This window comes from Kitasatospora sp. NPDC057223 (assembly GCF_042669755.1).
Taxonomy (GTDB): Bacteria; Actinomycetota; Actinomycetes; order Streptomycetales; family Streptomycetaceae; genus Kitasatospora.
In genome coordinates, this window is the sequence record NZ_JBHUWW010000101.1 from 1 (window position 1) to 12442 (window position 12442).

General features: G+C 69.3%; 15 protein-coding genes. 9 read left to right on the top strand and 6 right to left on the bottom strand.

The features are described 5' to 3' along the window. Positions 1-228: 228 nt before the first annotated feature. Entirely contained in the window at positions 229-501 is a 273-nt protein-coding gene (locus tag ACFUK0_RS28795) for a hypothetical protein (protein WP_380255298.1), read from the bottom strand. A 450-nt stretch (positions 502-951) separates the two neighbouring features. Between ACFUK0_RS28795 and ACFUK0_RS28800 the strand changes: the two genes are divergently transcribed. From ACFUK0_RS28800 to ACFUK0_RS28835, 8 genes are all read left to right on the top strand, one after another. Continuing rightward, complete coding sequence (locus tag ACFUK0_RS28800; RefSeq protein ID WP_380255300.1) at positions 952-2079, top strand: hypothetical protein; 1128 nt, start codon at positions 952-954, stop codon at positions 2077-2079. Further along, positions 2076-2720, top strand: coding sequence for an HAD family hydrolase (locus ACFUK0_RS28805; RefSeq protein ID WP_380255302.1), 645 nt, complete (start codon positions 2076-2078; stop codon positions 2718-2720). Before ACFUK0_RS28800 ends, ACFUK0_RS28805 begins: the two co-directional genes overlap by 4 nt. Positions 2721-2723: 3 nt before the next feature. Continuing rightward, on the top strand, positions 2724-3317 hold the full coding sequence (locus tag ACFUK0_RS28810; protein WP_380255304.1) for a hypothetical protein: 594 nt from the start codon (positions 2724-2726) through the stop codon (positions 3315-3317). Continuing rightward, positions 3314-3910 (top strand): DUF6262 family protein, encoded by a 597-nt coding sequence (locus ACFUK0_RS28815; protein WP_380255306.1) that lies wholly within the window; start codon positions 3314-3316, stop codon positions 3908-3910. The genes ACFUK0_RS28810 and ACFUK0_RS28815 overlap by 4 nt, the downstream gene beginning before the upstream one ends. 12 nt (positions 3911-3922) lie before the next feature. Beyond that, positions 3923-4396, top strand: a complete 474-nt coding sequence (locus ACFUK0_RS28820; protein WP_380255308.1) for a hypothetical protein — start codon at positions 3923-3925, stop codon at positions 4394-4396. A gap of 34 nt (positions 4397-4430) precedes the next feature. Next, a complete protein-coding gene (locus tag ACFUK0_RS28825) occupies positions 4431-4829 on the top strand; it encodes a hypothetical protein (protein ID WP_380255310.1) in 399 nt (132 codons plus the stop codon). Between the two features lie 86 nt (positions 4830-4915). After that, positions 4916-5416, top strand: a complete 501-nt coding sequence (locus tag ACFUK0_RS28830) for a hypothetical protein (RefSeq protein ID WP_380255312.1) — start codon at positions 4916-4918, stop codon at positions 5414-5416. Positions 5417-5491: 75 nt separating this feature from the next. Continuing rightward, complete coding sequence (locus tag ACFUK0_RS28835) at positions 5492-6772, top strand: hypothetical protein (protein WP_380255314.1); 1281 nt, start codon at positions 5492-5494, stop codon at positions 6770-6772. A 347-nt stretch (positions 6773-7119) separates the two neighbouring features. On the opposite strand, the gene ACFUK0_RS28840 is transcribed toward ACFUK0_RS28835, so the two are convergent. The 3 genes from ACFUK0_RS28840 to ACFUK0_RS28850 all read right to left on the bottom strand — a co-directional run bounded on the left by ACFUK0_RS28840 (position 7120) and on the right by ACFUK0_RS28850 (position 9169). Beyond that, on the bottom strand, positions 7120-7410 hold the full coding sequence (locus tag ACFUK0_RS28840; protein ID WP_380255316.1) for a hypothetical protein: 291 nt from the start codon (positions 7408-7410) through the stop codon (positions 7120-7122). Positions 7411-7459: 49 nt separating this feature from the next. Next, positions 7460-7699: a hypothetical protein gene (locus tag ACFUK0_RS28845; RefSeq protein ID WP_380255318.1), complete on the bottom strand. Its 240-nt coding sequence runs from the start codon at positions 7697-7699 to the stop codon at positions 7460-7462. Positions 7700-8581: 882 nt separating this feature from the next. After that, complete coding sequence (locus tag ACFUK0_RS28850) at positions 8582-9169, bottom strand: hypothetical protein (RefSeq protein WP_380255319.1); 588 nt, start codon at positions 9167-9169, stop codon at positions 8582-8584. A gap of 368 nt (positions 9170-9537) precedes the next feature. Between ACFUK0_RS28850 and ACFUK0_RS28855 the strand changes: the two genes are divergently transcribed. Further along, positions 9538-10242, top strand: a complete 705-nt coding sequence (locus ACFUK0_RS28855; protein WP_380255321.1) for a hypothetical protein — start codon at positions 9538-9540, stop codon at positions 10240-10242. A gap of 37 nt (positions 10243-10279) precedes the next feature. Here the strand turns inward: ACFUK0_RS28855 and ACFUK0_RS28860 are convergent, their stop codons facing one another. Then, a complete protein-coding gene (locus ACFUK0_RS28860) occupies positions 10280-10645 on the bottom strand; it encodes a hypothetical protein (protein ID WP_380255323.1) in 366 nt (121 codons plus the stop codon). A 44-nt stretch (positions 10646-10689) separates the two neighbouring features. Further along, positions 10690-11535 carry a DUF6042 family protein gene (locus tag ACFUK0_RS28865; RefSeq protein ID WP_380255325.1) on the bottom strand — a complete coding sequence of 282 codons (846 nt, stop codon included), beginning with the start codon at positions 11533-11535 and terminating at the stop codon, positions 10690-10692. Positions 11536-12442 lie beyond the last annotated feature (907 nt).

Consider the following 12442-nt stretch of genomic DNA (forward strand, 5'->3'; position numbering starts at 1 on the left):
TGGTGGCCGCCAACGCCCAGATCTACACCGAGAACGGCGACTGCCCCGGCGAAGTCCTGCTCTTCACCCAGGCCGGCTACCTCTCCTGGCTGGAGCTCTGCTCATGGAGCGACGACACCGAGGTCACCCTGACCCTGGCCCGGCGGACGCTGCGCCGCTGACGCCGGCGCACCTGGCAGTGGACTCGTGACCGTTGTCCGGCCGTCGAGAGCCGGCAGGCCCTGCGCTTCAGGCCTCCTCGACCAGCCCGCAGGCGTCGGGTAACGCCTTCAGGAACTCCCGCCGTTCGGGATCGGACTCAGTTTCGGCCAGACCCTCGACCGCCAGCAGGAGTCGGTTGAGCTGCTCGGACGGCAGACCCTTGAGCACAGAGGCAACGTCCTCCATCACCTTCACTGCGCAGTCGGGATCCACCTCGTCGTCATCGCAGCTGTCGAGAAACCGGATGTTGTCGACGAGAAGTCCGGCGAGGACAGGGACCAGCGGGTCGATGACGGTCATCCGAACACCCTAGTCCGAGCCCCGCGCGCTCCCCGACTGATCAACGACACGTCTCCAGGCGTTCCTCGCCTCACCCGCCAGAAAGCCGTTGGACAGCCCATAGGCGCAGATGACAGGCTCCCGCCCCATGGAGCTACTCGACGTCCTGACGGAACTCGCCCAGTCGGGACAGCTGGGTCGGGTCTCGAACGGTGTCAATCCTGGTGGGCCCGCTGCAGTGGCTGCCACACCATCGCCTCGATCCGCGGCGGCACCCGCAAGGCACCGCTGTGCGCAAGGTGCCTCAACCCCGACCCAGACTTCTGGGAACGCTGCCCGATCTGCAAAACCACCTGGCAGACCAGCGCGCACCGGCCCTGCCACCGCTGCACTCTCACTCAACGCGCCGACGAGGTGTTCGCCGGCCCTGACGGGTCCGTTCGCCGGGAACTGGCCCCGCTGCACGCCGCATTGACCGGCATCGACCGACCGGTCACCGCCGTCGCCTGGCTGTCGCGCCCTGCCGTCGCCGGGCTGCTGAAGGAGATCGCAGCCGACCAACGCGCGGTGACCCACGACGTCCTCGACGAGCTCCCGACCGGCAAGACCCTCGACCATCTGCGGGCCGTTCTCGTCGCTGGAGGCATTCTGCCTGACCGCGACGAGCGCCTGGTGAAACTCGAACGCTGGACATCCCGAGCCGTCGCGTCCCGTGACGATCACGAGGAACGGGCGATGCTGCACCGATACGCGGTCTGGCACCACCTACGACGCCTACGGGGCCGCCTCGGCGCCGGCCACGCCACCCACCTGCAGATGGCCAACGTGCGCAGCCACATCACCGCCGCGGTCAACTTCCTGGACTGGCTGGCCGGCAGCGGTCTGACCCTCACCACCTGCACCCAGCCCGACCTGGACCAGTGGAAGGCAGGCGAGGACCTCAGCTACCGGGACCAGACCGGCCACTTCATCCGCCGGGCGACCAAGAACCGGCTGGCGAAGGGGCTGACCTTCGGCGCCGAGCGCTGGCAGGGCCCGGTCGGTCCCCACGACTCCGAAGGACGATGGAACGACGCCCGCAGACTCCTCCACGACGCCACGCTGACCACGGCCGACCGGGTCGCCGGACTGCTCCTACTCTTCTACGCCCAACGGCTCAGCACGATCAGCAGCCTCACCGTCGATCAGGTCACAGCGGCAAATGGCCGGGTTGCGATCCAGCTGGGAACCTCCCCGACCATCCTGCCCGAACCACTCGCCACACTGGTCCTCGACCTCATCGCAACACGCCGCCCCTACACCGTGATCGGACACACCGGCCAGACGCCCTGGCTGTTTCCAGGTCAACGCCCAGGCCAGCACATCAGCGCCGACCGGCTCGGCCTACGGCTGATCGCCGTCGGAATCCAACCAGGCCAGGCCCGGTCAACGGCCCTGTTCGCCCTCGCCGAGGAAGTCCCGGCCGCGATCCTGGCCCGCATGCTCGGCATCCACATCCAAGTCGCCGTCCAGTGGCAGAAGGCATCCGCCGGCGACTGGGCCGCCTACGCCGCCGACGTCAGCCAACGGACAACCACAAGCAAGGAGTTCGCACCATGACTGTCCTCCCCTACGACGCCGTGCTCTGTGACATCGACGGGGTGCTGCGGCATTGGCCCACTGTCGGACACGCTGACCTTGACCATGTCCATAAACTCCCTGCGGGCACCTTTGCGGCAGCCGCCTTCGCACCACCTCGCCTGCACCCCGCGATCACGGGGGAGATCACCGATGAGCAATGGCGCTCGGCGGTGGCCACCGACCTCGCCGACGTATGTGGATCAATGGACCGCGCCCGAAACGTGGTCACCGCCTGGTCTGATCTCATGCCACGCGTCGATCAAGAGGTGGTGTCCCTCCTCACCAGGGTCCGCGAAGTCGCCACGGTCGCTCTGGTCTCCAATGCGACCACACGACTGGAGTCGGATCTTGCCCGGCAAGGCTTGCACGACCTCGCCGATGCCGTGGTGAACACTTCCCGCATCGGTGTCGCGAAGCCCGATCCGCGTGTCTACCTCATCGCCGCCGAACGGGTCGGAGCACCGGTCCACCGCTGCCTGTTCATCGACGACACCATCGCCAACGTCATCGCGGCCCGCGAGGTGGGGATGGCTGCCCTCCACTACCGTCAGATCGAAGATCTCCAGGATGCCCTGTCCACTCTCCTCGCCACAGAGGCCCCAGACCCGCAGGGGCTGTGACCGGTGGAGGCATTCCGACAGTTCCAATACCCGACTCCACCATTACACCTGACCCAGTCCGATCTGGAGGACGTCCTGCAGCACGTCTGGGTCGCCGGCCCCGGCACCGCCAGCCCCGGCGAACTCCTCACCGAACCGGCGGCACCGCTCACCCGCGAGCAGGCCCAGGCCATCGCCGTCGACCTGTCCCGCCGAAGCACCCCGGCCGAGGGCGGCTTCTGCACCTTCCAACCCGTCGTCGACGGCGGCGCCTGCCCGTGGAACCTGGACTGCCACAACTGCGACATGTTCGTGCTCTCCGGCGCCGACCTGCTCTACTGGCGACGCAAGCGCGAGCAGTGGCGGCTGCTGGCCGAAGGCGCCCCCGGCGGCACCACCGCCGACTACCTCCACCGCTGCTTCGAGCCCACCGCCCGCGCCATCGACGGCCTGGAGAAAGCTCTCGCAGGACTGGGACTCCTTGACGACACCCTCGCCCTGGACCTGCGCAGACCCCAGGACTACTTCCAGCGGATCTGGTCCACCGCGTTGCGCGCGGCCGACCTCGCCGAGGCTGGTTCCGAAGGCGCGGACGACATGGCAGGGCAGGTCGCATGAACACCAACACTGTCCCCTGGTCCCGCACCGCCGCGGCTCTCGCCGCCCGGCACCGCAAGACACAGACCGCGCTCGGACGCGTCCACGAGGCCATCACCCGCCTCCGCTGGGAGAAGACCCCGGTCAGCGTCGCCGCTGTCGCCCGCCGCGCGGACGTCTCCCGCACCTTCCTCTACGACAACCCCGAGGCCAGAGCCGCTGTCGCCGCAGCGCTGGCCGAGGCCGGCGACCACCGCCACCGAAGCCTCGCCGAGCAGGAGGACGAGCGCGAGGCGACCTGGCGTGAACGCGCTCTTAACGCCGAGGAGGCCCTCAAGGCCGCCCACACCGAGATCCAGTCCCAGCGCACCAGCATCGGCGAACTCCTAGGCCAAGTAAGCGACTTGCAAGCCGAGTGGACAGAAGAGACCCTCCAGCGGATCACCACCGAGAACACCACCCTCAAGCAGCGCGTCCGCCAACTCACCACCGACAACCGCACCCTCAACGAACGCCAAAAGGCCGCCCGCACCAACCTCCGCTTCCAGGACCGCCGCGTCGCCGACCTCGAAGCCCGCATCGCAGGCCCTCCGGCCGACCGAAACGCGCCATGACACGATGCGCACATGCATTTCGAGCTCGCCCCGCCCACAGGCGTCGGCCCCCTCCGGATCGGCATGTCGCGCCAGGACGCCAACAGCGCGCTGGACTTGCTGCGGGAACCCACGGCAGTCTCCCCATCCGACCGGGCGGGTCAGCACATCTTCCGGCCGAGCGGCCTGATGATCAGCATCGGATGCGCACGCGACCTCCTGGAAGCCGTCGAACTGGGACGCCCCTCCGAGCCGGCCGACGCCGTTGTCTTCCGAGGCATCGACGTCTTCGCGCTGCCGGCCCACGACGTCGTGACACGCATGTCCGAGATCACCACGATCGTCGCAGCGGAGGACGATCCCGCGTCCTTCGTCGTGCCGGACCTACTCCTCAGCTTCTGGCGCCCGTTCCAGGGCGACGACGACCCGGAAGACGAACAGGGCTACTACTTCAACTCAGTCCTGCTGGCTCGCCCGGGCTACTACGACGGCCCCGACCAGCGATGAACCCCGGAAAGCCGGCCACCGCTACGATCTGCGGATGGCTCGCAGCGCAAAGAGGACACGTCGCCTCACGACCGGCGACACGACCTACCTATGGTCACTGCGGCACACTCACCGCACGCTCGACGACGGCACCTGCGAAGACTGCTGCGAAACGCTGGCCATCCGCCCGCTGGAAGGTCGCGGCGGCCTGAGAATCCAGTTCCAGAACGGCCCCGACCGGCTCGTCCCGGACGGCTATCCGCAGCCGTCCGGGACCGTTGGAACCCGCGACGGCAGGACCCTGAACCTTCATGAGCCCGGCACCGTCAGAGTTCTGCTCGACGAAGCTGTCCAACGGGGATGGAAGCCCGGCAGGCCCACCACCGAAGAACTCGACGGCTGGGCTCTGTTCGACAACGCCCACCGCCACCGCGAGATAGCCCAGCCCGACTGATCAACGACACGCCTCCAGGCTTTCCTCGCCTCACCCCGCCAAAGCCGTTGGACAGCCCATAGCCGCAGATGACAGGCTCCCGCCCCATGGAGCTACTCGACGTCCTGACGGAACTCGCCCAGTCGGGACAGCTGGGTCCGGTCTCGAACGGTACCGCCTGGGACGACGTCACTGCGGCCCTCGGTGAGCCCTTTGAAGTGGTCATCGGGAAGCGTCGATCATGGCCGCGTCTGTTCGCCTACGGCGACCTTGAGCTGAGTGTCTGCCGCTGCCAGAAGATCATCCTGATCTGTCTCCAGACCTGGCGTGATGTCATCGATCTCCCCATCGGCCTGGTCGGCAGAGAGACATTCTCCAGCAAGATCAAGTACGCCGACGTGATCGAATCGCTCGACCGCACCGGTTGCGCCTGGCAGCCCTACACACCGCTGACCTTCGACAACCAGTGCTCGGTCCAGGCCACGGCCTCCGGCGTCGTCTTCGTCTTCGAAATCCCCGAAGGAGAAGACCCCGTCCTCAACATCGCAGGGCCCCAGCCCCACCAGCACGACTGTCCCGCGAACACCGGAAACCCTGCGACACCGTGAACATGAAGCCGACGCCGTGTTCGCCGAACCGGCCTGCCCGAAGGCCTGACGGCACCGGCTGGGAGGATCTTCGGTATGACCTCCCCGCTCCATGTCCTGCGCGTCTTTGGTGAGCGCCCCTTCGCCGAGATCGGTGAGCCTGCCCTGGCCGTGCCCGACGAGGGGCGTGGTCTGCTCGCCGTGGCGGGTGAGCCCGGGTTCGCCCAGAGGGCGACGGCGGCGGTGTACGGCGTAGGGGACCTCGGCTGCCGGGCCCTGCTCCGGACCCGGTTCCCGGTGCACGCCATGGCCTTCCACCCGACGGAACCCCTGCTCGCCGTCGGGACCGGCAAGTACGACGGCGGCTACTTCTTCGAGGGCGAGCTGCTCCTGCTCGACTGGGAATCGGGCTCTACCACCACCCTCATCGAGCACGACTTGGGCCGCCAGGTCCTCGGGCTGACCTGGCTCGACGGGCAGGCACTGCGCGTGCTGATGGCACCGCCCGACGACTACAAGGAACGGAACGCTCACGTCGAGGGCCACGTCGCCGTCGTACGGCGGCCAGACTGGCGTGCTGCCGCACCCCGTTCGCTTACCGGCGCCGACCTGGCCGGCCCCCGGGTCCCCGCCCCGCGCCCCGACGGACGGGACGAAGCCCACCGCACGCTCTCCGCGCTGAGCGCGGACTGGGAGTCCCGGCGCCACGTCCTCGCCGTTGAGGAACTGCCGGACGGCACCGTCCTGGCCACCCTCGACCAGACGATTGACGCCCCGGAGCGGCCCGCACGCACCCCCCTCACTGACGGCCTGCTGATCCAGCACCGGACCACCGCATACGTCGACCGGCAGGACCGTCTGCGGATCCGGCGCGGCAGCCGGGACTACTTCCGCCAGGGTGCACGAGCCCGCCGGGGGGCCAAGCAGGGCTGGCTCGCGGCGCGCTCCCCCACGGGACCGGGCGCCCGACCCCTGTTCCCGTTCTCCTGGGAGCCAGGGCAGACGCACTTCCCCAGCCCGGGTGCGGAGACCGGGGACGGTGACCTGGTGTACGCCGGCACCGTCCACGACGGCCGGGGCCTCCAGCCCGGCGGCTCCTTCGTCGTCCGCCGCGCGGCCGACGACGGCACGCCCCGCTGGATCTTCCGGACCGACCACGTCGCCACCGACCTCGACACCGGACCGGACACCGCCTACCTGTCCTACCGCAAGGGCGAGCTCCTGGCCCTCGACCTCCACGACGGCACCCTCCGCTGGCGCCACAACCTGACCGTCGCCGGCGCCCCCGCCGTCCCGACCGCGCTCACCGCAACCGAACCCGGCCGCCTGCTCGTCGGCACGTCCGACGGCCGAATCCTGGACTGCGCCACCACCTGACCCCACACCCAGCAGCAGCCCCGTGAACTCGACCGTTCTCTACCCCCCGGCCGTCGAGAACGACACCCCCTGTATCGGCGGTCAAACGGCGCAATCCGCAACGGCACCCACTCGTTCGCGTCAGCCTCGCGGGATGAGGCGAACGAGTGGGTGATGCGGCGCTAGCTTCGTTGCGACAGGTCAGTCCGGGCGAGGCGTATCTGCATGACGACAGTCCGATGGCAGTTCTGCGAGGATGGGTGCGGCGGTGCGCGCCGCACCCATTGCCCGTGGCGCGCGCCGCCCTCAGGCCAGTCATTCCGGTGCGGGGTTCGGCAGGCCGGTGCGGGCCGCGAGGTGGTCGCCCGTCAGCCGGCGAGGTAGGCGCGGGCCATCAGGAGCGCGCTGCGCGCGGGCGTCGGAAGGGTATCCGGGTCCTCGGTGGTGTCCTTGCCCCACGGAAGCGCCTCGCCGGTGCAGTGCTCGTTCTCGCCGTGCAGCAGGCGGGCCTGGACGGTCAGGAACTCCGCGCTCGCGGCGAGGAACGCGCCGTCCTGTTCGGTCATCAGCCGGGCCGCCTCGCGGATCTCGGCGATCTCAGCCGCGATCCGCCGGTAGCGGCCCTCCCGCAGCGTCCGCTGAAGCTCCGTCGTCTCCACGCTCCGACCGCTCCAGTCGATCCGGGGAAGCTCACGTGATCCCACGGCCTCAGCTCTCGGAACCGGAGACAGTGCCGGTGCTGTCAGCGGAGAAGCTGAGCCCGCCGGGCGACAGGCGCCGCCGACCCGACGACGCCACCGCCGGCGGCACGGCCTCGGCCGGGGCCACCGGCTCCTGGAGCGTCGCCCGCTCCACCGCGAGCAGCCGGGCTCGCCCGCTGGTCTGGACGGGCGCATCGACGGGCGGCGCGGAGAGCGGACGGTGCAGGCGACGGCGATCGGTGGTCATGGCCGTCAGTCTTCCAGCCCGACAGCCGCGCAGTTGCCGGACCGCAGCAAAGCCCGGCGCCCGGGAGCGTCGCCCCGGGCGCAGCACCACCGGTCCCGGGCCGCTGGTCTGGGCACTGGCCGGAGGGGGTTGACCGGCCGGTTGGAGGGTGGAGGGGCGCGGGTCAGGTGTAGGGGCAAGTGGTCCAGTGTCCTTTGCGTATGCGGGGCAGCCCGGATTGCGGGACGGGATGCCAGTCCTTTGCGTATGCGTAGGCCGGCCCGGCACCCTTTGCGGGTGCGGGTCCGACGGGTCATCACCCGCAAAGCGGTGGGGACTATGCGGGACGCCGACGGCCTTTGCGTATGCGCAAGACTGACGAGTCAGCGCTGCCCGAACGCCGCACGCCTACGCCGCTGCGCGCCGCAGACGTGGGGGCCGCAAGCAGCGGCGTCGCCATCGCACACCCGCACTTGAATCGTGGGGTCCAGCCGAGCCGGGCTGGCGGCCGGTGCTGACCGGGACCGTGCCGTCGCCCGTTGCCCGGTCGGATCAGCTGACCTGGGCGGGGAGGGCATCAAGGAATCCGTCCCAACGATCGCCCGGGCCATCAAGGAGTTCGTCCAGCCATCGCCTCCGGCATCAAGGAATCCGGCTGCGCGACGGCCCGCCATCAAGGAATCCCGACCGGTCTGCATCCGTGATCGGCCCCTCACCTTGATGCTCCACCGCACCGGTCCGGGGACACCTTGATGCCCGGCCGGAGCCGCTCCCGCGCACCTTGATGATGCATCAAGGTGCGGCCGCCGATTCTTGATGGTCGGTGCTAAGCAGCAGGTCAGAGCTTTGATGCTGCCCGTTGCGAGGTCGGTATCTGGCGGTCTTCGATCATCAAGGGATACGTCAAGGAGTGCGGGGTTTCCTCCGTCGACAGCACAGCCCGCTGACGACGAGGAGTACCGCAATGCCCGTCCTTTCCCGGAGCGACGACCCACCGGCCGATAAGTCCCTGATCGCCTCCGGTGCCGACCTCCGCCGGTCCCGGCTGCGCACCACTGCACTGCGTACGAGCATCTGGGCCTCGATCGCCGCCGGACCGCTCGCCCTGGCCGTCGTGATCGCCGTCCCGCAGTCGGCCCGGAGCGCGGTGACCGCCCAGGCGATGAACGCCATCGGGCCGAGCTTCCGTCGCACTGCGGTCAGGCCTGCCTCACCCCAGCGAGCGATCCCGAAGTCGCCCAGGACGGCATTCCCGTCGTGCCAGAACAGGTTGTCCGGCTTGATGCCGCAGTGGTAAATCCCCTCCTTCGCGAGCTCCGCCAGCGTCTCGGCGAGATCGGCGAACGCCGAGACGATCTCCTGGAAGGTCTCCGCTTCCGCGAGGGTCTCCCGAAGCAGGTTGGCGAGCGGCATCACGTACCAGAGCGGCTTGACGCCGGTCTCGGTGTCGATGGCCAGAACGGGGAGCACGCCAGGAGTGCCCGTCATCATGTGCATATTCATCGCCTCATCGAAGGCGCGCTTCCTCCTCCGTCCGCATCGACCGTCAGGCAGTTGGGTGGACCGGAGCGTTCGGCAGGCCTCCTGAACGGTCGCCGGAACGCCTCCAGTCCATGACGGCGTCGCTCCACACCCGGGACACCGATGTCGCCCCGAACGAGCTTGAGACCGAGGCCGCCGAGATGCCGGACAGCACGCGGCGCACTGCAAGCGGCGAACCCGCTGCCCGCGGATCGGTTCCGCGCCAACCTCCTCCGGCCGCCGTGAAAGAGACCACCGTGATCGATGTGCTCTGCGATCCTGCGTGCAACGGGCTGGCCGAAGGTGGTTAGCGGAGGGAGCGCATGGTGAGTGCATCGGTGGCGGAGCGGGTGGCGGCGTCCTCGCTCCCGGGTGATCCGGCGGGCCTGCACCTCACGGTGACGAGCGAGGTCGGTCCTGCTCTGGACGGTGGCCGGCGGCAGGAGAGCCACCGGCTGCTTGTACGCCGCCCTCGTGGCGGTGGGGTCTGGCGGCCGGCCGGCACGTGGTCCGACAGTCGCGAGCACGTCGGCCTGGTGAGCGTCCGCCGGATTCCCCTGGCTGGCACTTCCGTGTCGGCGGCGGTCCTGGCGGAGCTCGGGCGAAGCGACGGTCTGGATGCGGAGCTGAACACCGCCGTCCTGTCCGCCGTGGTCACGTCCCGGGGCGGCCGGGCCCGGTGGGCCCCTGCCGCGCGGGAAATCCTGGGGAAGGGTCCGCGCTCCGTGCTCGGGGACCTCGTGGTCTTGGACGGCTTCTCCGTCTCCGGTGGCTGGGCGGGCGCCGGGCTCGAAGTCCTCCTGCTCGGGGAACTCATCAGCCGCACCGTAGGCGGCCCCGGCGTGGTGGCGACCGCACCGTTCTTCCTGAAGGGTTCTCAGGGCTACCAGCCCACCCTGGCCGCGCTGAAGGCGGCCGGGTTCCGGCCGCTCGCCGGCCACGTCATGGTCGCCGAGTGCTCCGGCCTACCGACCCCCTTGGACGTTGGGGATCGCTGCGAGTCTTCGTCTGCTCGGAAAACCCAGCTCATCCTCACTAGTTGAGTGAGCAATGAGCTTGTTGGCTTGCCATAATTCGCAGCTACGCATCCAAATGGGATCCATCACCGTCCGGGTGGCCCAGGAGGCGATGGTGGTCGCCAGGCGCGAAGTCCGCTGGCCCGCTCTTGACGACCCGGCACCGCTCGATCAGCTCCCGCCTGGCCGCGCCGGAGAGCGCCTGCACGCCGCCTACCAGCCCACCCGCACGTACCCGGCCCTGGCCCGGCCCCGCCACCCGGACCTGATCGCCAGCGCCGTCCGCGCCCTGCACACCACCGTGGCCGAGACCGCCGACGCCATGAGGGCCATCGGCCTCGGCGATGACGGCGACAACTTCCAGAACGCCACCAGCCACGAACTCCAGGAACGAACCGCACGAGCCCACCTGACCCTGGCCCCCGGCCACGATGCGGGCACCGAGGAGCAGGTCGTCACGGCGATCCTCCCTACCTACAGCCTGTCGTCCGGACGTGCGACGGCGGCACCGTGCTGCTGCTGGTGGTCCTCCGGAAGGGTCACGACGATCTGGCCGTCGTCGTTGACGCCGTGGATGGAGATGCGGCTCTGGTCGAACTTCTCCCAGTCGCACCGCAGCCGGAAGACCTTGTGCGCGGGGATCGCGGTGATGTCCTCGGTGGCGGTGAAGTCGCCTTCGCCGAGCAGCAGCAGGACCGCCTGACGGGCGTCGTGCGGGTCACCGTCGATGACGCGGGCCAGGCGCTGCAGGCTGGTGGTGACCTCCTCGAGCCGGCGCCCGTCCGGTTCGAACAGTCCGATGATCCCGAACGAGTCCTCGGAGTAGACGAGGCCCATCCGCAGCTCGCGCTGCACCTTCTCCTCCTCGGCGCTCAGCGGCAGGACGTCACTGGGGAACGGCAGGGGGCTGGCCGGGTGCAGGCGCAGCCGGCCGGAGTCGTCCGGGATTTCGTGGAGGACCTTGGCCGTCACCAGGAGGGTGATGACGTCGTCGTTGGTCTCCAGCGGCGGCAGGCCGTAGTGCGCGGCGTAGCGGGTGGCTTCGGCGATCTGGTCGGGGAGTGCGGCCAGGTCGTCCTCGTCGAGGTCGTCGCCGGTGTCCCAGCAGGAGTGGGTGAGGGCGCCGTCCGGGTTGCCCATCGTCGAGACGAATGGGCCCAGTTCTTCGCGGGTGAAGGGCGCGCCGTCCATGACGGTGCCGATGAGCAGCATCATCGTCGCCATGGGGCGGATCCTGGCCCAGCCTCCTCGTGCGGTTCGGCGCAGGTGCTCTCCCCGCATCTCGTCCGACCAGTCCGTCAGCGAGGCCGTCTCGGCCATGACTCCCCCAAGATCGTTGGTATGCCGTTGGACCGTAGGCTACGCCTTCTCGGCGTTGTGGTCGGGTCGCCCGCAGGGGCACGGGATCGTGATCGGCCCGCTTCCACCAGGCAGCGCCTGGGTGTCCTTGGGAGGAGCTGCGGACGTCGTCAGCCGGGGGTCGTGTTCTTGCTGGCGATGCGCCCGGGGTGTGGGACTGCCTTCAGAGTGGTGCAGGCTTCGCCGGGGGGTCGGCCGCAGGTCGGACAGGTTCCCTGCTGTTCACGGACCTTTCGTTCGTTGAGGATCGGCTGGATCCGTTCGTCGTGGGGCCGCGGGTAGCGCTGGCCGATACCGCGCGGTTCGGTCCTCCGGCAGTCCTGCTTGGGCTCTGCCCCACAGCGAGGGCACGGACGTGCGATCCATAAGCGGCGGGATACCTTCTCCTTCGGCCCCACGACCCGCGCGGACGACGGTGAGAGGCAGCCAGTGCGGACGCCTGGTTGTTGCTGGCGTTGGCTCGGGCGACCCAGCGTTGGATGAGCGCCTGGTGCCCGGTATCGAGTGCGTCGCCTGCCGCTTCCGCCTCCCGGACGAGTCTGTCCACCAGTCCGCACATCTCGGCCGTCATCATGGTGCGCCGGCCTTCGAGGTTGGCGAGGAGCTTTTCCACCCGCTGACGGGCGGACCAGGCCTCACCCGACAGCGCCGGACGGGAAGCCGTCCGGTCTCGCGCGGTGACGGCGGAGAGGTACTCCGTGGCGGCCGCCACGGTGGCTTCCTCGGAAGCCGTGCGCTCATGGGAGGCGGTAGCGTTGGCGAGGAGCAGCAACTGGTGCACACAGTCGGTGTCCTGTTCCTGGACGGCCTGGTCGACACCGGCGAAGAGGTTTCGGCGGGCCTTCGCCTGGGCGGCGAACCATTGGTC

Coding starts and splice junctions, on each gene's coding strand:
- ACFUK0_RS28795 (WP_380255298.1), bottom strand. CDS start 501: ATGACCGTCATCGACCCGCTGGTCCCTGTCCTCGCCGGACTTCTCGTC.
- ACFUK0_RS28805 (WP_380255302.1), top strand. CDS start 2,076: ATGACTGTCCTCCCCTACGACGCCGTGCTCTGTGACATCGACGGGGTG.
- ACFUK0_RS28815 (WP_380255306.1), top strand. CDS start 3,314: ATGAACACCAACACTGTCCCCTGGTCCCGCACCGCCGCGGCTCTCGCC.
- ACFUK0_RS28820 (WP_380255308.1), top strand. CDS start 3,923: ATGCATTTCGAGCTCGCCCCGCCCACAGGCGTCGGCCCCCTCCGGATC.
- ACFUK0_RS28825 (WP_380255310.1), top strand. CDS start 4,431: ATGGCTCGCAGCGCAAAGAGGACACGTCGCCTCACGACCGGCGACACG.
- ACFUK0_RS28830 (WP_380255312.1), top strand. CDS start 4,916: ATGGAGCTACTCGACGTCCTGACGGAACTCGCCCAGTCGGGACAGCTG.
- ACFUK0_RS28835 (WP_380255314.1), top strand. CDS start 5,492: ATGACCTCCCCGCTCCATGTCCTGCGCGTCTTTGGTGAGCGCCCCTTC.
- ACFUK0_RS28845 (WP_380255318.1), bottom strand. CDS start 7,699: ATGACCACCGATCGCCGTCGCCTGCACCGTCCGCTCTCCGCGCCGCCC.
- ACFUK0_RS28850 (WP_380255319.1), bottom strand. CDS start 9,169: ATGATGACGGGCACTCCTGGCGTGCTCCCCGTTCTGGCCATCGACACC.
- ACFUK0_RS28865 (WP_380255325.1), bottom strand. CDS start 11,535: ATGGCCGAGACGGCCTCGCTGACGGACTGGTCGGACGAGATGCGGGGA.